The organism is Rhodococcus sp. FH8 (assembly GCF_019266085.1).
Classification (GTDB): domain Bacteria; phylum Actinomycetota; class Actinomycetes; order Mycobacteriales; family Mycobacteriaceae; genus Rhodococcus_F; species Rhodococcus_F qingshengii.
Genome location: NZ_LPNQ01000057.1, coordinates 1,343,769 through 1,359,238 on the forward strand (window position 1 = coordinate 1,343,769; position 15,470 = coordinate 1,359,238).

Annotated in this window: 17 protein-coding genes; 8 read left to right on the top strand and 9 right to left on the bottom strand. The window is 61.6% G+C overall.

Features of this window, described 5'->3' with window-relative positions; translation table 11 throughout:
- Nucleotides 1-12 precede the first annotated feature (12 nt).
- Genes ATN38_RS09230 through ATN38_RS09240 form a run of 3 tightly spaced genes read left to right on the top strand, consistent with a single transcriptional unit; the run spans nucleotide 13 to nucleotide 1,311 of the window.
- Complete coding sequence (locus ATN38_RS09230; protein ID WP_003939956.1) at nucleotides 13-357, top strand: helix-turn-helix transcriptional regulator; 345 nt, start codon at nucleotides 13-15, stop codon at nucleotides 355-357.
- A gap of 2 nt (nucleotides 358-359) precedes the next feature.
- Nucleotides 360-842, top strand: a complete 483-nt coding sequence (locus ATN38_RS09235; protein ID WP_003940319.1) for an SRPBCC family protein — start codon at nucleotides 360-362, stop codon at nucleotides 840-842.
- Between the two features lie 40 nt (nucleotides 843-882).
- On the top strand, nucleotides 883-1,311 hold the full coding sequence (locus tag ATN38_RS09240) for a VOC family protein (protein WP_007729747.1): 429 nt from the start codon (nucleotides 883-885) through the stop codon (nucleotides 1,309-1,311).
- Here ATN38_RS09240 and ATN38_RS09245 read toward each other — a convergent pair.
- From ATN38_RS09245 to ATN38_RS09265, 5 genes are read right to left on the bottom strand one after another with little or no spacing between them, the layout of a single operon-like run.
- Nucleotides 1,274-1,567 (bottom strand): Ada metal-binding domain-containing protein, encoded by a 294-nt coding sequence (locus ATN38_RS09245; RefSeq protein WP_030536475.1) that lies wholly within the window; start codon nucleotides 1,565-1,567, stop codon nucleotides 1,274-1,276. The genes ATN38_RS09240 and ATN38_RS09245 overlap by 38 nt on opposite strands.
- On the bottom strand, nucleotides 1,557-2,276 hold the full coding sequence (locus ATN38_RS09250) for a 2OG-Fe(II) oxygenase (RefSeq protein WP_099697100.1): 720 nt from the start codon (nucleotides 2,274-2,276) through the stop codon (nucleotides 1,557-1,559). The genes ATN38_RS09245 and ATN38_RS09250 overlap by 11 nt, the downstream gene beginning before the upstream one ends.
- 21 nt (nucleotides 2,277-2,297) lie before the next feature.
- Nucleotides 2,298-3,317 (bottom strand): ABC transporter substrate-binding protein, encoded by a 1,020-nt coding sequence (locus tag ATN38_RS09255; protein WP_218747837.1) that lies wholly within the window; start codon nucleotides 3,315-3,317, stop codon nucleotides 2,298-2,300.
- Nucleotides 3,314-4,690, bottom strand: a complete 1,377-nt coding sequence (locus ATN38_RS09260; protein ID WP_218747839.1) for an MFS transporter — start codon at nucleotides 4,688-4,690, stop codon at nucleotides 3,314-3,316. The genes ATN38_RS09255 and ATN38_RS09260 overlap by 4 nt, the downstream gene beginning before the upstream one ends.
- 46 nt (nucleotides 4,691-4,736) lie before the next feature.
- Nucleotides 4,737-5,156, bottom strand: a complete 420-nt coding sequence (locus tag ATN38_RS09265; protein ID WP_075834569.1) for a MerR family transcriptional regulator — start codon at nucleotides 5,154-5,156, stop codon at nucleotides 4,737-4,739.
- Nucleotides 5,157-5,288: 132 nt separating this feature from the next.
- On the opposite strand from ATN38_RS09265, the gene ATN38_RS09270 reads away from it, so the two are divergent.
- The 3 genes from ATN38_RS09270 to ATN38_RS09280 all read left to right on the top strand — a co-directional run bounded on the left by ATN38_RS09270 (nucleotide 5,289) and on the right by ATN38_RS09280 (nucleotide 9,698).
- Nucleotides 5,289-6,698 carry an AarF/ABC1/UbiB kinase family protein gene (locus ATN38_RS09270; RefSeq protein ID WP_003940433.1) on the top strand — a complete coding sequence of 470 codons (1,410 nt, stop codon included), beginning with the start codon at nucleotides 5,289-5,291 and terminating at the stop codon, nucleotides 6,696-6,698.
- 77 nt (nucleotides 6,699-6,775) lie between these two features.
- The gene (locus ATN38_RS09275) at nucleotides 6,776-8,503 is read left to right on the top strand and encodes a helix-turn-helix domain-containing protein (protein ID WP_308255971.1); all 1,728 of its coding nucleotides are present in this window, start codon (nucleotides 6,776-6,778) and stop codon (nucleotides 8,501-8,503) included.
- Between the two features lie 79 nt (nucleotides 8,504-8,582).
- On the top strand, nucleotides 8,583-9,698 hold the full coding sequence (locus ATN38_RS09280) for an NDMA-dependent alcohol dehydrogenase (RefSeq protein ID WP_003939726.1): 1,116 nt from the start codon (nucleotides 8,583-8,585) through the stop codon (nucleotides 9,696-9,698).
- 58 nt (nucleotides 9,699-9,756) lie between these two features.
- Here ATN38_RS09280 and ATN38_RS09285 read toward each other — a convergent pair whose 3' ends face one another.
- Nucleotides 9,757-10,677, bottom strand: a complete 921-nt coding sequence (locus ATN38_RS09285) for an alpha/beta hydrolase family protein (protein WP_233272397.1) — start codon at nucleotides 10,675-10,677, stop codon at nucleotides 9,757-9,759.
- A gap of 276 nt (nucleotides 10,678-10,953) precedes the next feature.
- On the bottom strand, nucleotides 10,954-11,544 hold the full coding sequence (locus tag ATN38_RS09290) for a heme-binding protein (RefSeq protein WP_209910128.1): 591 nt from the start codon (nucleotides 11,542-11,544) through the stop codon (nucleotides 10,954-10,956).
- 184 nt (nucleotides 11,545-11,728) lie between these two features.
- On the opposite strand from ATN38_RS09290, the gene ATN38_RS09295 reads away from it, so the two are divergent.
- Nucleotides 11,729-12,898, top strand: a complete 1,170-nt coding sequence (locus tag ATN38_RS09295; protein WP_058038292.1) for a sensor histidine kinase — start codon at nucleotides 11,729-11,731, stop codon at nucleotides 12,896-12,898.
- Complete coding sequence (locus ATN38_RS09300; protein ID WP_125052171.1) at nucleotides 12,895-13,524, top strand: response regulator transcription factor; 630 nt, start codon at nucleotides 12,895-12,897, stop codon at nucleotides 13,522-13,524. Before ATN38_RS09295 ends, ATN38_RS09300 begins: the two co-directional genes overlap by 4 nt.
- A gap of 21 nt (nucleotides 13,525-13,545) precedes the next feature.
- On the opposite strand, the gene ATN38_RS09305 is transcribed toward ATN38_RS09300, so the two are convergent.
- The gene (locus ATN38_RS09305; RefSeq protein WP_065351503.1) at nucleotides 13,546-13,911 is read right to left on the bottom strand and encodes a hypothetical protein; all 366 of its coding nucleotides are present in this window, start codon (nucleotides 13,909-13,911) and stop codon (nucleotides 13,546-13,548) included.
- A gap of 17 nt (nucleotides 13,912-13,928) precedes the next feature.
- Nucleotides 13,929-15,395, bottom strand: a complete 1,467-nt coding sequence (locus ATN38_RS09310; protein ID WP_218747841.1) for a benzaldehyde dehydrogenase — start codon at nucleotides 15,393-15,395, stop codon at nucleotides 13,929-13,931.
- Between the last annotated feature and the right edge of the window lie 75 nt (nucleotides 15,396-15,470).

The following is a 15,470-nucleotide window of genomic DNA, read 5'->3' on the forward strand; positions in this document are numbered from 1 at the left end:
GATGGTTGACAAGTGATCGTGGATCCAGGGGCAGACGAGCGTCTCGACAAAGCGTTCATGGCGCTTGCCGACCCGGTACGACGGCGGATCATCGCCCGCCTGAGCACCGGCCCCCAAACGGTCAACGAGTTGGCCGAGCCGTTCGAGATCACGAAACAGGCCATCTCCAAACATATTCAGGTACTCGAAGCCGCGGGTTTGGTCACTCGCAGCCGCGAAGCCCAGAGGCGGCCGGTACATCTCAACGCCGCAACTCTCGAGGCTTTGACCGCCTGGATCGACCGCTATCGACTGATCCACGAACAACAGTTCCGAAAGCTCGATCACCTACTCAGCACCACACAGAAGGAGACTTAGCCATGGCTACCACCAATCCCGTCACCATCACGGCTCCTGAGGGCGTGCCGTACATCGACATCACCCGCGAATTCGACGCACCCGTCAGTGCCGTCTTCGCAGCTCATTCGAATCCCGATCTGGTCAAGCAGTGGCTCGGCCCCAACGGATACGAGATGGAGATCGACGAATACGAGTTCGTGAGCGGCGGTCGATACAAGTACGTCCATCGCAACCCCGAGGGCGAAGAGTTCCGGTTCAACGGTGTATTTCACGTCGTTCGCGAGAACGACTTTGCCATCCAGACCTTCGAATACGAGGGATTTCCCGACGTCGTCAGCATCGAATCGATCACGTTCGAGGATCTGGGCAACGGACGCACCCGCCTCTCCGGCCATTCCGTATATCCGAGCCTCGAAGCGCGAGACGGAATGATCGAGAGCAATATGGAGCTCGGCGTCACCGAAGGTTACGAACGCCTGGACAAGATCGTCGCGCAACTCTGACCACCTGTTTGCCCGAACCTCCTCAGCGAAAGGCAGTTTCATGGACTGGACCCTCGAAGTAGTCATCGTTCCCGTCAGTGACCTCGACCGCTCCATCGAGTTCTACCGTGACAAGGTCGGTTTCGATCTCGACCACCACACCGTCAACGAACACATGACGGTCGCCCAGCTCACTCCGCGTGGTTCGGGCTGCTCGATCGTCATCGGGAACCTGCCGTCGCAGACCGAGATGACCCCTGGTTCGTTGAAGGGATTGCAGTTGGTCGTGGCCGACGCTGCAGCGGCTCGCCAAGAGCTCATCGGCCGCGGCGTCGATGCCAGTGAAGTCACCGTCTTCGACGAGCGTGACGGGGGCACCTTCTTCGGATTCGCCGACCCGGACGGCAATACCTGGGCTGTCCAGCAGCTGAAGGTCCGCGGCGACAAGCCGCTCATTCCGAAGGAGTACCGCGACCGCTTCGGCGCGTAGCAACTACCTTCCAGGCTGCGTAACCTTCGGGCATGCAGACGGCACAGGGGCGATAGCCGGCCGCAATCGCGGTCGGCTCGTCCGCGAAGAACACCCGACTGGCGACATACCCGCCACGCGCGATTGCCTGCGCAGCCCCTCGACAGTCGAGTCGCCCGTAGATCTTCGTTTTCCGGTGCCCGCCAAGCACACCGGGCGTCGAACTCTCGTAGGGTTTGTTGCGAGCGTCGCGGAGAATGTACGTCTTACTCGGCATCGTGAAGCACCAATCCCAATGTTCGACGCGTACCCGAGTGCACCACGCTGACACCATGTCGCACAGGGGCTCTCGACCACCCACGAGAACTCTGCACCGGTCGATCCCGCGTGGTGAAGATCAACGCGTGACCTTGCTCGAGAACTGTCACCGTCCCTTTCGACTGGGCGCGCGGCCGCTGTTCCACGAGCAAGAACTCGCCGCCGACGTGGTCGATGCGAGGTCTGTCGAGCCCGATCACGACTTGCAAGGGAAACACCAACTCTCCGTACAAGTCCCGATGCAATGCATTCCAGTCACCAGGTCCGTAGGACAGAAGGATCGGGGTAGGGCGATTCTGACCGGCGTCGTGACACTGATCGATCCATTCTTCGAAAGAATCCGGCCACGGTGCACCCTCGCCCAGCTTGAACGCCCACTCCCGCGCCACGGGCAGGAGGTGTCGGTAGAAGGCGGATCGCATAGCCGTGATCGGCTCCGGTACGGGATCACCGAAGTACCGGTACTCCCCTTGTCCGAAACGGTATCGAGCCATGTCGACGGTGCTCCGGAACCGGTCGACGTCCGAGTACCAGGAAGCAATTTCGCGGCACTCCGACTCGTCGAGTATCGGCGCCGTCTGGGCACACCCACTGGAGTCGATTCCCTCGATCAGCGCAGGCCAATCGAGGGATTCAACACGAGCAGACAGAGCGGTGAAGAGGTCCATACGTCGTAGACGACGCGGCGGTCAGGAATGTGAGAATGCCAGCAGCTGGTCAGCCAGATCGTTGTACGTACGGGCGATCCCGGCATAACTGAGCACGGGTTCCGGATTCCAGGTCCCGATCTTCCCCGCCTTCACCGCGGGCAAGTTGGACCACGCAGGATTGGTTCCGAGCGTATCCAGTTGCAAACTGGACGGGCGATCGTCGAGGAAGATCATGTCGGCCGGATAGTGGTCCGCCATCTCCCAAGCCAGTTTCTCGACGTAGACCGACGATCCCGCGGCCGGATCGACGCCGGCAAGGCCCAATCCCGCCAGATCTGCAAGGATCGGGAATCCCGAACGACTGACACGAATCGTGTCCGGATCTGCGGACGCGAACAAAACCTGTGAATTATTCAGCGAAGAAGCAACTTCGGAGATCCGTGCACGCGCAGCGTCGTAGTCTTTTCGCTGAGCCTCCATATCCTGGTCCGCCCCGAGTTCCACGGCGAGTTCCACGATCTCTTGCACGGTTCGGTCGATGGTTCCTGCTGCCGTTTCCACGAACAGTACTGTCGACAAGCCTTTCACCGCATCCAAGTTCGCCTCGTCGAGTAGTGCCGAACCACGCAGCTGAGGGACTATGACGACGTCCGGCTCCAGCGCAGCGATCTTCTCGAGTTCCACTTGTCCCCAGAGCTGCCCGACCATGTCGGTCTTCGAGAAATCCAAATTGCCGGAGATGCTGGTGTCCGTTGATCCCGGCGATCGTGTCAGTGCCCCGAAAACTCCGACAGGCACCAGTCCGTAATCCCACAGAGCACCCGCGATACCGGTGTAGGTGACAAATGTCCTTGGTGGTGAATCCAATTCGATCAGATTGTCGCGATCATCGGTGAAGGACCAGCCTGCGTCGCCTTCGTCCCCGGCGTCTGCGTCCGAACGCGAGCAACCGGCCGCTGCCAGCGCAGCAGCCAATCCTGCTGCAGCGCCGAGGAACCTGCGGCGATTCCAGTCCATCTCGATACGCCGGTGCGGTCGTGGAGTGAACAGCGTGGTCATGTGTGTGCCCTTTCGGCGATTGGTTGAACTGTTTCAGGAGTTGACGAACGAGAAAAGAGAAGGATCGACACCAAACCCGTGAGCATTCCGACGCCGGCACAGAAGACCAACGGCCACAGCAAGGCGAACTCGTCCGGACCGACGAAGAGCGAGCCGCACAACGCAATTCCGACGGCAAGCCCGAATTGACGCGACGAGTTGGCTGTTGCCGAAGCCGTCCCGGCGCGCTCTGCCGGGGCGTCCGACATCGCGGCACCCGGCAGCACCGGCGACACCATCGCCGAACCGACACCGGTCAGAATCAGCCCGGCGATCAGTGCGGGCCAGACCGGCTCGGCGAGAACGTACAGCATGGCCACGCAACCGATTCCGCAAAGGATCGTCCCGAATCCGAGCGACAGTCGAAGGTCGACGCGCTGAAGCCGTGATCTACACAAGGCCGATACGAAGACAAAAGCGAGCGGTTGAATCGAGAGCACGAGTGCGGCCGCCAATGCCGACAGTTCCAGCCCGTTCTGCAGCCACAGTGAAAGGACTACGAGCGGGCCGTAGGCCGCGAGGTAGTACCCGAAAGCAGCGACGAGGACGCCGTCGAATTTCAGGGATCGGAACAATGCCGGATCGAGCATCGGACTGCTGCCTCGACGCTGCCAGAACACAAACGCCGTCAGCGCACCGATTGCGATCAGGAAGGCAAGAGCTGTCGACGACGAAGCCCACCCGATGTCGCCGCCCCACGTCACGCCGAGAACCGCGGCAACGGCAGCGAGGGTGAACAAAACGATTCCGGCCCAGTCGATGTTGTCGTCGCCGCGCTCACTGTCGGCGAAACAGAACACAGCCATTGCGATCGCCACTGCGGCCACGGGGATTCCGGAATAGAAGACCGCACGCCAGTCGAAGAACTGCGTCAGCAGCCCTCCTGCAACATTGCCGATTCCCGCCGCCAATCCAGCGACGGCACCCCACGCGGCAAAAGCCACGTGCCGATCGCGGCCCGAATATGCCTCGCCGAGCAGAGGCAGGAGTGTCGCGAACATCGCCGCACCGGCAATTCCTTGCGCGCCGCGAGCAACGACCAGAACCGTGACGTCCGGAGCAATCGCGCACACGGCCGTTGCAACCAGGAACACGACCAGTCCGCAGATGTAGAGGCGTTTGCGTCCCCACGCATCGCCGAGTGCGCCCATGCCCACCAGAAGCGCGGCAAGAGCCAGCGTGTAGGCGTCGACGACCCATGACATCGCGCCCGTACTGCCGTCCAAACCGACTGCGATGGCCGGCACCGCGATCGTTGTGATCGTGGCGTACGTCAGTAACAGGAAAGTTCCGATGCATGCGGCGATGAGCGGCAGCCATCGTCGTGCCGACATGGTCAACCTCCAGGTAGGGCGGTAAGTGCGCCCTAACTATGAAGGTTCAAGTCAACTTGAAGTCAAGCGCCGCTTCGACACGAATGTCGAGCTGCTCGAGCAACCACGGGCACTGCATCGGACGCTCTTGCCGACACGTCAGGTGATGCTCGAGTATCAGTTTCGCTCGGTTGGCTGCGGATATCTGTGCCTCGAGCGTCGACACTTGATCTGCGAGAACCGTGGAGAACTGCTCGGACGTGGTGTCGGTTTCGATGAAGGACCGCACCTGCTCCAAGGACATTCCCGTCTCGGTGTACATCCGGATCAATGCCAGCCGTCGCAGCTCACGCTGCCCGTACCAGCGTTTGCCGCCAGTTCGCGACCGCGCGGACAGCAGTCCTTCGTCCTCGTAATACCGCAAGGTCGACGCCGCGATTCCGAACGATTTTGCAACCTCGCCGATCGGGATCAAGTGCTCACGCATTCACCGATCGTAGGCTGAACGCGTAGGCGGTTCCGGCAGTTATGTGTGACTTGGCATACTGACTAACGGAAGGGGTCGCGTAAGTGATCTCACGGCAAAATGCTGGATGCGCTCGTTGAACGAGGGAGAGCTGTGCTGGATCCAACGCGACCTGTCGGGCCGTACTCGTCAGGAGTGCCCGCCACTGCCCTCGAAGTCCGCATGCCGGACCTCGAACGCTTCGGCCTCGCCCAGTTGTGGCGTTCCGCGATCATCGCCGTCGTGTTGTCCACGTCGATCATGCTGGCACTGATCGTGTGGCCTTTCCGCAAGCGTGGACGCACCTGGGCAGACGCTGCTTCCGACGGGATGGTCGACGGCTTCATCGCGCTGGGGCCCACCTTCGTCAAGCTCGGCCAACTGGTCGCGTCGTCGTCCGGCCTGTTCCCGGCCCCCGTCGCCAATGCATGCCTACGCTGCCTCGACGATGTTCCGTCTTTCCCGGCCGAGCAGGCCAGAAGCGTCGTGCAGAAGGACCTCGGTTACTCCGTGGACGACCTGTTCGCGAAATTCGACGACGTACCTCTCGCGGCCGCATCGGTAGCGCAGGTACACGCGTGCGTTCTGCACGACGGCCGAGAGGCGGTCATCAAGATCCAGCGTCCGGACATCTATGCGCGGATGCTGATCGACCTGCGGGCGGCGTACTGGGGCGCGAACATCCTCGAGAAATTTGTCGAGTTCCTTCGAATTGCCAATGCCACCGCCATCATTCGCGATCTGCACAACGCCACGATGACGGAATTGAACAGCGCGGTCGAGGCCGACCGGCAAACCACATTCCGGAACAACATCAGCGCATTCGGTGACAACAAAGGAGTCACGACACCGGAGGTGTACTGGGACTACTGCGGCCCCCGAGTCATCTGTATGGAACGCATGCGCGGCGTTCCACTGGATCGGTTCGTCGCCGGTCCGGACGGCATCGACGAAGCCCGCATGCTGATCCGGCGCGGAGTGAAGGTCTGGCTCGAATCAGTCATCGTTCACGGTCCGTTCCACGGAGATGTCCACGCGGGAAATTTGTGGGTCCTCGACGACGGCCGGATAGCGATGCTCGACTTCGGCATCGTCGGCGTCCTTCCCGAGACCTGGAGATCCATCCTTTCCGACATGTTCCGAGCCACCCTCATCGACGGTGATTTCGCCCGTGTCGCCCGCGGAATTCGATCCTTGGGATATGCAACCGACTACGAGGTCGACGACGATCAGCTCGGTATGCAGGTCGCAACGGCCCTGGCCCCGATTCTCGGCCGTGACCTGGGTGAACTCAAGCTCAGTGAATTGATCATGGCACTGATTCAGTTGGGCAAGCAGTGGGGCGTTGCGAGTCCCGAGGAATTGGTTCTTTTCGGTAAACAACTCGGATACTTCGAGCGATATGCGACAGCGTTGGCACCTGGTTGGGTGATCGGACAAGACCTTTATCTGTTCAAGAACGTTTTTCCAGAGGCAGTCGCCGAAAAGGTGCAGGAACTCGGCATCACCATGCCTGACGAATAAATTTGTCCCCTATTTCCTTATTCTGCATTTCGTCTGTCGGGGTTAGCCTGTAATGACCCACTGGCCGAGGAGCAAATGTGCAGCCACTTTCTGTAGCCCTCCCGCAAGCGTCGACAGGTCCGAGGAATAACGGGCCGAGTGTCGGCACCACCCTCGGCGCCCTCATGCATTCCACGGACAAGTCCGTGATCGAGCTTCTGGAAAGCCCGGACGGACTCGATGTCGAAATCCGTTCGATCGCCCTCGTCGAGTCCTCCGATATCGACGGCACCGACAGCCGTGGTGCGATCTCCGACATCTACCTCCCCGTGGGGGTTCCCGAATCGACGTTGACGCAGTGGCTGCGAAAGTTCGAAGGCAGGCCGGCGAGGCGTCGTCCGAAGCTCTTGCTCGTCAAGAATGCGCGCCAGGCGACAACGCTTCTCACCGCCGCACGCAACATCGGAATCGCAGTGGCCGCGGTACATCCGCAGGCTAGTTCCGGACACGTCTATTCACTCGTACAACGACTTCTGACACAGAGCATGTACCGTTCGCGGGCCGTCTCAGGAGCTGTGGCCGGTGGCGATTCGGATCTGTTCGCGCTCTCGGAGACGATCGCCGAATTGACCGGCGGACTCGTGACGATCGACGACACGGCACTCCATGTCATCGCATATTCAGCTGCTCACGAAGGTGAAGACGAACTCCGTCAGCTCTCCATACTGGGCCGGGAGTGGCCGATCGAATACACCGAATGGATAGAGCGCAGAGGCGTGTTCGAGCATCTCAGGCGATCGGACGAGGTCATCAGTCTGCCCTCCGAGCCGAGCATCGGAGCCGCGCACAGGTTGGCTGTGAGCATCACCCGCCCGGACCTGTCAGCGCCGACGGGTTCTGTTGCACACCAACACAATCTCGGCAGCATCTGGGTGCAGCGCGCCTCTGAACCTCTTTCCGACGACGCCCAAGGGGTATTGCGGGGTGCAGCGGCAGTCGCCGCACGCATTCTCATGCGAACCTTGGACGCCTCCAGCCGCGAGAATGCCCAATTGCAAAGGCTGTTCGGCGTTCGCTCCGGCGGAGTCGACATGCACTCGCTGGCCGGCTCCTTCGGCATCAACACCGACGGACCGTCTGCGGTCATCGGATTTGCGACATCACTCGCGCCCGGATCGAATCTCGATCGAATCACCAACGCCTTGCGCCTGCGCGCCAGCGCATTCCGCAGCGACGCGGTCACAACGATCATCGACAACCGGATCTACGTGCTGTTTCCTCAGGCCGAACACGAGGTCGCGATCAGCGACTGGGCTTACGACACCGTGCGAGTAGTCGAGGCCCGTGCGGGCATCAGCGTGCGCGCCGCCGTCGCGGTCCCGATCGCGCGATTGCACGGCGTACCCGAGGCGCGTCGAGAAGTGGACCGCGTGCTCGATACCACCGATGATCACGAAACCTCGAAGGTCACCACACTCGCGGCGTCACGCACCGCGGTGTTGCTGGGCGAGATACTCGACCTCGTTGCTGATCACGAGCGATTGCGAGACCCTCGTATCGACAGACTCGTCTCCTACGACGACAAGAACACCTCTGACATGCAGTTCACGCTCACGGCCTACCTGACAGCTTTCGGGGATGTGAAGAAGGCCGCCTCGTCTCTGAAAGTACATCCGAACACGCTGCGCTACCGCATTCGGCGCGCTGAACAGATCATGGGCATTTCGTTGGACGAGCCGGATACGCGACTGCTCACCGAACTGCAACTCGCCATCTTGGGACGCACCCCGGACGAGTCTGAAAGATACGAAACGTCCGATCAGTGAGATAGGCCTCGAGCCCGTCCTGAACTCTCGAGTAGACAACTGAGGAAGCCGAAGAACAACTCTTACCTCAGGAGATACCTTGCGCACTCGTGGAGCCGTCATTCGCCAAGCACCAGGCACATACGAGGTGGTCGATCTCGAACTCGATTCACCCCGCAGCGGCGAACTCACTGTCAAAATGGTCGCCTCAGGCCTGTGCCACTCGGACGATCACATCGCCAGCGGCGACCACGGAGTCGGCCGCTACCCCATCTGCGGCGGACACGAAGGCGCCGGAATCGTCGTCGAGGTCGGGCCGAACACGGAAGGATGGTCCGAGGGCGATCATGTCGTGTTCTCGTTCCTCGCCGCCTGCGGCCGTTGCCGTTGGTGTGCAAGCGGAATCCAGAACCTCTGCGACAACGGCGCCGCCATCATGACTGGCAGCAGACCCGGCGAAACCTCGAGCTACAGAATGTCTCTCGACGGTCAGCCCGTCGCACAAACCTGCGGCCTGTCCACCTTCAGTGAATACACCACGGTCAGCACTCTCTCGGCTGTGAAAGTCGACAAGCACCTGCCACTCGACGCTTTGTGTCTGCTCGGCTGCGGCGTCGGAACCGGTTGGGGCGCCGCGGTCAACTCCGCTCAGGTGTATCCCGGGCAGACTGTCATCGTCATGGGCGTCGGCGGAATCGGAATCAACGCGGTGCAGGGCGCCTCGCATGCCGGCGCCGCCCACGTGATCGCGGTGGACCCGGTTGCGTTCAAGCGCGACAGTGCATTGAAGTTGGGCGCCACCCATGCCGTGGCCACCATGGAGGAAGCCACCGACATAGCGCGCTCGTTCACCAACGGCCAGGGCGCGGATTCGGCCATCGTCACCGTCGGTGTCACCACCGGAGAACATGTCGCGCAGGCATTCTCGTCGATCCGCAAGGCAGGAACCTGCGTGGTCACCGGCCTCGGGAAGATGACGGACGTCGGAATTCCCGTGAGCCTGATGGAACTCACGCTGTACCAGAAGAGAATTCAGGGATCCCTGTTCGGTGCATCCAATCCCACCGCCGACATTCCCTGGATGATCGATCTCTACACCAGCGGCAAGCTCGAACTTGACGGACTGATCACCAACCGATACACCCTCGACCAGATCAACGACGGTTTCGCCGACATGCATGCCGGTCGCAACCTCCGTGGCATCATCACCTTCTGAGCGAGTTCTCTCCGGACTTTCGATCGAGAGCAAGTCCGGAGAGATCCTCACTACAGCTTCACCAGGCATTCATGGTGTCGAGGATTTGTCCTCTGGCCATCCACAATTCAGCAGACCAATACGGCCACGAGTGAATTCCGGCGGGCGGAAAGCTGTACGTCGCTGGGATTCCCAAGGATTTCAGGCGAATTTCGAATGCACGCGCGTGCACCCACGAGAGCGCCTCGAGCCCCATACCCGTCGCCGTGTGGAAGTAATCGATCGGCGCAGAGGGATGATCGTACGGTCCCGGGATGCCGTTGGACGACGAAATGTACATCGACAGTCCGCGAAGCGATTCCGCGTTGACGAACGGGTCGTTGCGAAGCCATCCGGATGACCACGGCGGGCCCCACATCGAATCGACGTTGTACCGGCCGGCGTCGAACATGGCTACGCGGATCGCTTCACGCATACCCGGACCCGAGATATTGATGTAGCCGGACAGCGAGCCGGCGAACTTGAACTGATCCCGATGATGCCCCGCCAGGTTCAACGCGGCACTGCCGCCCATCGACAACCCGATGATCGCATTGTTGGTTGGTGAAACGCCATACCCTGCAAGGAAGTCCGGAAGCTCGCGGGTGAGGAACGTTTCCCACCTGTACGTTATCGGCTGAGCGTTGAAATTGGACGGCGCGTACCAATCCGTGTAGAAACTCGACTCACCGCCGACCGGCATCACCAACGTGATGTTGTCATTGCGGTACTGATCGAGTGCGTTCGTTTCGAAACTCCAAGCATTTCTGTCGTTTTGCGCGCGAAGACCGTCGAGCAGGTACAACGCGGCGTTGCCACCGCGCGCGGCCCACTGCACCTGAACCTTGATGTTTCCCATCGAAGACGGGACCCACAACTCGTCGTACCCACCCCATGGCGCCGAGCGCGCCGGAGTAGCACTCGCGGCGGTCGGACCGAACATACCGCCGAGCAGGAACATCGACAACAACGCCGCTACGAGCACCCGCACCCGCCGTGTATTGCGTTCGGGCAACGTGAATCTGATTCTCTGCAAGGTTGTGTCTTTCCCCGAAACTGCGCATCAAGAAACTCGCTTCGGTAAGTGCATCGTCGGTTCCACTGTCGACGTGTTTGTCCCTTTCCGGGGGCTCCGGTGTTACAAAGTCGAGGTCATCGCAACAATCGGACAACTGTCGTGCCGAGCGAATCCAGGTGGCGAAAAGCACAATTCACGAAGCACGCTGAATGCGCTCACTCAGCCGAGTGACGAAGCGATCGCATCACGACCTGCGGCAGCACACGCTTGGTCCTGCATTCCGTCTGGAGCGCCACCGACACCGATACCGGCGATCGACCCGGCTCCAGCCTTCAATGTGACTCCACCTGCAAGGAAGAGAGTGCCGGGAAGGTCGGCGATGGTTGATCCTTCGCCTTTGGTACGCTGCGAGAGGTCACTGGTGTCGGCTCCGAAAGCTGCAGAGGTGTATGCCTTCTCGCGTGAGGCTTCCACCGTGTGCTGGGCTGCGTTGTCGCCGCGCACCATGGCGATGACATTTCCCGCGCGGTCTACGACGGAGACGGTGACGAAGCCCAGACCGTCGGCGCGGCATTTCGCCAGGGCCGCACCAGCAGCCTTCACTGCTGCGTCGGCACTGAGTCGATTCTGAGTGACAATCGCCGAATCACCGGTCGCGTCAGGCTGCTGCGTGGCAGTAATCGACGTCGTGCTCGATGCGTTCGCCACCGGTGTGTCGGTGGTCGAGCATGCGGCGCTGGCAAGGATTGCGACAACCGGAACGGCGACAGCGAGCGTACGGGGAAGTCGTGTGTAAATGCGGTGGTTCATGTCGGGCACACTTTCAATCGAATGGTTCGAAACCGTCCACTACAGCGTCGCGTCCGGGGGCGGGTGCGCACATCGGGCGCTCGGGTGACGAACCGTGCCCCCTACGGCTACCCGGATATCATCCGAATGGTTGATACGACGGCCTGGTGCCCTCCGTAACATTCGAGGGATGAGTAACGGAGCCATGAACGCCGACGCCGAACGCGGCCTACGCGGCCCGTTGGCGTATGCGATCCACGCGTCGTTCTTCGTACTGCTGTCTACATCGGGAGTTCGGTACGTCACAGTCCACGGGACCAGCGGTCGGTTCGGGGTGGTACTCGTCCTGGCCGTGGTCCTCGCCCTGCTCTACGCCGTCATGGCCACGGTGTCCTCGCGAGATGTCGTTCGCCAACGGCTGTGGATGTGGCCGGTACTGAGCGCATGGGCAGCGCTGGTCTGGCTTGCCCCGAGTTTCGCGTGGTGTGCGTTTCCCGTTCTCTTCCTCTGCATTCGTCTGTATCCGAGCAAGATCGCCTACCCCCTCGTCGGGATCCTGGGCGTCCTCGCCGGTGTCGCGTTCTACCGGGTCACCGGTCGTGCCGAATTGGTGACACTTCTCGGGCCGCTGTGCACCGCGGCACTGGTCGCGGCCGCGTACGGGCAGATGGAACGAGATGCCCGAGAACGCCTTCGGCTTCTGCGTCAGGTAGCGGAAGCGCAATCTGCATTGGCAGATACCGAACGCGCTGCCGGCGTTGCCGCTGAGCGAGAGCGCCTCGCGCGCGAAATCCACGACACCGTTACCCAGGGACTGGCGAGCGCCCTTCTACGGCTCGAGGCAGCCGAACAAACGTGGAATACAACGGGTTCGCCGTCTCGAGCCGATGTCGATGCCGCAGCAGAGAACATCCGAACGAGCTTGATGCAGAGTCGCGACCTCGTCCACGATCTGGCGCCGACCAAGGGCGGTACGGGCGACTTCGACGCCTTGGTCGTGGCCGCCGCCCGCCAGTTCGTCCCGGCCGTTCGGATCCGCACCGTCGGTGAAGCCGTCATCTTGCCCTCGGACGTAGCTCATGCCGTCGTGCGAGTGGTCTCGAGCGCGTCCTCCAACATCGCCCGCCACGCTCGCGCCGAAACGGCGGGCGTGACGATCACGTATCTCGACCACTCCGTCTCCGTAGACATCTTCGACGACGGCGTCGGCTTCGATCCGGGAAAGCTCGCCGACCATTCTCGGTACGGTGGATACGGCCTGCGTGCGATGCGAAGCCGCGTCGCACAGCTCGGCGGATCGTTCACCGTGGAAAGTGCACCGGGAGACGGCACCGTCGTCGCGGCCCAGTTCCCTCTCGAACGGAGGATCCGGTGACCACCACCATTCGCGTGTTCCTCGTCGACGATCATCTGGTCGTGCGAGCCGGGCTGAGAGCGCTGCTGAACACTCAGCCGGACGTCGAAGTAGTAGGCGAAGCATCGTCCGGCGAGGAGGCGGCCACGGCGATACCGTCGGCCTCACCGGATCTGGTGATGATGGATCTGGACATGGGCACCGGCATGCACGGTGCAGAAGCGATCAAACGCCTGCGAAGCGACGGTGTCGATGTTCCCGTACTGGTTTTCACGACGTATGACACCGACGCCGACGTCGTGCGGGCCGTGGACGCCGGTGCCATCGGTTACCTACTCAAGGACTCGACTCCTGACGAGATCTTCGGCGCGGTGCGCGGCGCACTCGCCGGGCGCAGCGTCCTCTCCCCCGCCGTGGCCTCTCGTCTCGTCCAGCAGATGCAGCGCCCGCAGGAAGCGCTCACCGCCCGTGAGTCCGAACTGCTCAGCCTGCTCGCCGAGGGGATGACCAACCGCGAGCTGGGTAAAGCACTCTTCATCAGCGAAGCGACGGTGAAAACACACCTCGGGCACATCTACGCCAAACTCGGTGTCGATAACCGCTCTGCCGCAGTGTCCGTCGCACTACGTCGCGACGGAATACGCTGACCTCGGTGGCAGCCGAACAGCTCAGCCGCCCATCGCCTTACGCACTCCGTCGATCAGTTCGAGGAATTCAGCCTTGGGAGCAAAGTCGACATACTCCGAGTCGTCGATCGCTCCGGGAACGTGACCGGGTGCCCAGTAGAACACGTCGCCGGCATCGTAGGTTTGCCGACCTGCTTCGGAATCTGTGTAGATCCTTCCTTTCAAGACGTATCCGTAGTGCGGACATTGACAGCGCCCGCCTTCCAATTGTGCGAACGGTTCGGCGAAGTCTGCACCAGCAGGAATTTTGACGAAGTTGACGATCATGTCGCCTTCTTCTCGCATCCGCAATTCGAATTCGCCGTCCTGCAACACGATGGGAAGATCGTGAGCCGAGATGGTGCGCATAGGAGTACCTTTCGACTTCAGAAGGGGAAGGTCTGCGCCGCTGGCCGGCTGGTTCGCCACTGCCAGGTGGTGAATTCGTCCCAACTGCTTTGAGTTCCGAATCTCGCGCCGTTTCCGGAGGCACCCGTGCCACCGAATGGTGCATAGGCATCGTTGTTCAAAGTCTGATCGTTGATGTGCACGATGCCGGTACGCAGTCGGTCCGCGATCCGCTCGCCGCGTTCAACCGATCCTGTTTGAATGGCAGCAACCAGACCGTATTCGCTGTCATTGGCCGACCTGACTGCCTCGTCTTCGTCCTTGACGATCACGACGGGCGCCACGGGCCCGAAGATTTCTTCACGGAACGCGGGCATGTCCGAGGTGACTCCGGCCAGGACGGTCGGCTGATAGAAGAGCCCTTCGTATGTTCCACCGGCGCGGATTTCGGCGCCGGCCGCCTTGGTGCCCTGGACGATTCGATCGACGTTCGCAATCTGCCGCGCGTTGATGAGCGGTCCGAGAGCGACGTCGCCTGTATTGGGATCCCCGACCGGCAGGACCGCCGCTGCGCGCTTGGCCAGCAGGTCCAGGTACTGATCGGCGACCGATTCCAACACGATGTGGCGGCCTGCGGTCATGCAGACCTGCCCCTGATGCAGGAACGAACCCCACGCGCCCGCCGAGCTCGCGGCATCCAGGTCTGCGTCGTCGAGGACAATCAGCGCATTGTTCCCACCCAGTTCCAGCGAGACACGCTTGAGCGTGCGACCGGCAGTTGCCCCGACCTGACGGCCGACGGCGGTCGAACCCGTGAAGGACACCATCGCGATGCTCGGGCTCTCGCACAATGCCTGACCAGGTTCCGCGTCACCGGCGAGCACATGCAGGAGGCCTTCGGGAAGACCTGCGGACGTGAACAATTCCGCGATGACCGCACCCCCGCTGATCGCGGTTTGAACATCCGGCTTGAGAACGACGCCATTTCCGAGCGCCAAGGCGGGGGCGACAGCGCGCATGGCGAGGAGAAGCGGGAAATTCCACGGGCTGATCACGCCGACCACACCCAGGGGCACCCGGCGACCGATGCTCGTGCGCCCCTCCTGGCTGGCGGGCAGAAGGTGCCCGAACGGCTGTGTCGGCAGTGCCGAGGCTTCCCACAGTTCAGAGATGACAAGATCAACTTCGAATGCGGCTTTCCCTGGTACGGAACCACCTTCACGGATCAACCAGCGCTCCACCTCGGCTCGCTCGGCTTCCAAAATCTGCGCTGCCTTACGGATCACCGAAGCGCGAGCCTGCCCGATCGTCGCCGCCCACGCCGGCTGCGCGGCCGACGCGATGTGTGCCGCTCGATCGATATCCGCAGCAGACGCCGTGCCGATCACACCGAGCACCTCGCCGGTAGCCGGTTCGAGCGACTCGACGGTGTCACCGCCTCCGTCGATCCATTGGCCGTCGAAAATCTTTCCGTGCCATTGCTGATGAGCGAGCAGATTCGTCATGCGTTCCTCGATTCGTAGCTTTCGCTGCGGTCCTCGCTGTTCGTGGACCTGAGCTCTTCGCGAGCCTGAAAAAGC

Excerpts from the sequence above, each read along its gene's own strand:
- ATN38_RS09235 (WP_003940319.1), top strand. The coding sequence starts at position 360 with ATGGCTACCACCAATCCCGTCACCATCACGGCTCCTGAGGGCGTGCCG.
- ATN38_RS09240 (WP_007729747.1), top strand. The coding sequence starts at position 883 with ATGGACTGGACCCTCGAAGTAGTCATCGTTCCCGTCAGTGACCTCGAC.
- ATN38_RS09245 (WP_030536475.1), bottom strand. The coding sequence starts at position 1,567 with ATGCCGAGTAAGACGTACATTCTCCGCGACGCTCGCAACAAACCCTAC.
- ATN38_RS09250 (WP_099697100.1), bottom strand. The coding sequence starts at position 2,276 with ATGGACCTCTTCACCGCTCTGTCTGCTCGTGTTGAATCCCTCGATTGG.
- ATN38_RS09255 (WP_218747837.1), bottom strand. The coding sequence starts at position 3,317 with ATGACCACGCTGTTCACTCCACGACCGCACCGGCGTATCGAGATGGAC.
- ATN38_RS09260 (WP_218747839.1), bottom strand. The coding sequence starts at position 4,690 with ATGTCGGCACGACGATGGCTGCCGCTCATCGCCGCATGCATCGGAACT.
- ATN38_RS09265 (WP_075834569.1), bottom strand. The coding sequence starts at position 5,156 with ATGCGTGAGCACTTGATCCCGATCGGCGAGGTTGCAAAATCGTTCGGA.
- ATN38_RS09285 (WP_233272397.1), bottom strand. The coding sequence starts at position 10,677 with ATGTTCCTGCTCGGCGGTATGTTCGGTCCGACCGCCGCGAGTGCTACT.
- ATN38_RS09290 (WP_209910128.1), bottom strand. The coding sequence starts at position 11,544 with ATGAACCACCGCATTTACACACGACTTCCCCGTACGCTCGCTGTCGCC.
- ATN38_RS09295 (WP_058038292.1), top strand. The coding sequence starts at position 11,729 with ATGAACGCCGACGCCGAACGCGGCCTACGCGGCCCGTTGGCGTATGCG.
- ATN38_RS09305 (WP_065351503.1), bottom strand. The coding sequence starts at position 13,911 with ATGCGCACCATCTCGGCTCACGATCTTCCCATCGTGTTGCAGGACGGC.
- ATN38_RS09310 (WP_218747841.1), bottom strand. The coding sequence starts at position 15,395 with ATGACGAATCTGCTCGCTCATCAGCAATGGCACGGAAAGATTTTCGAC.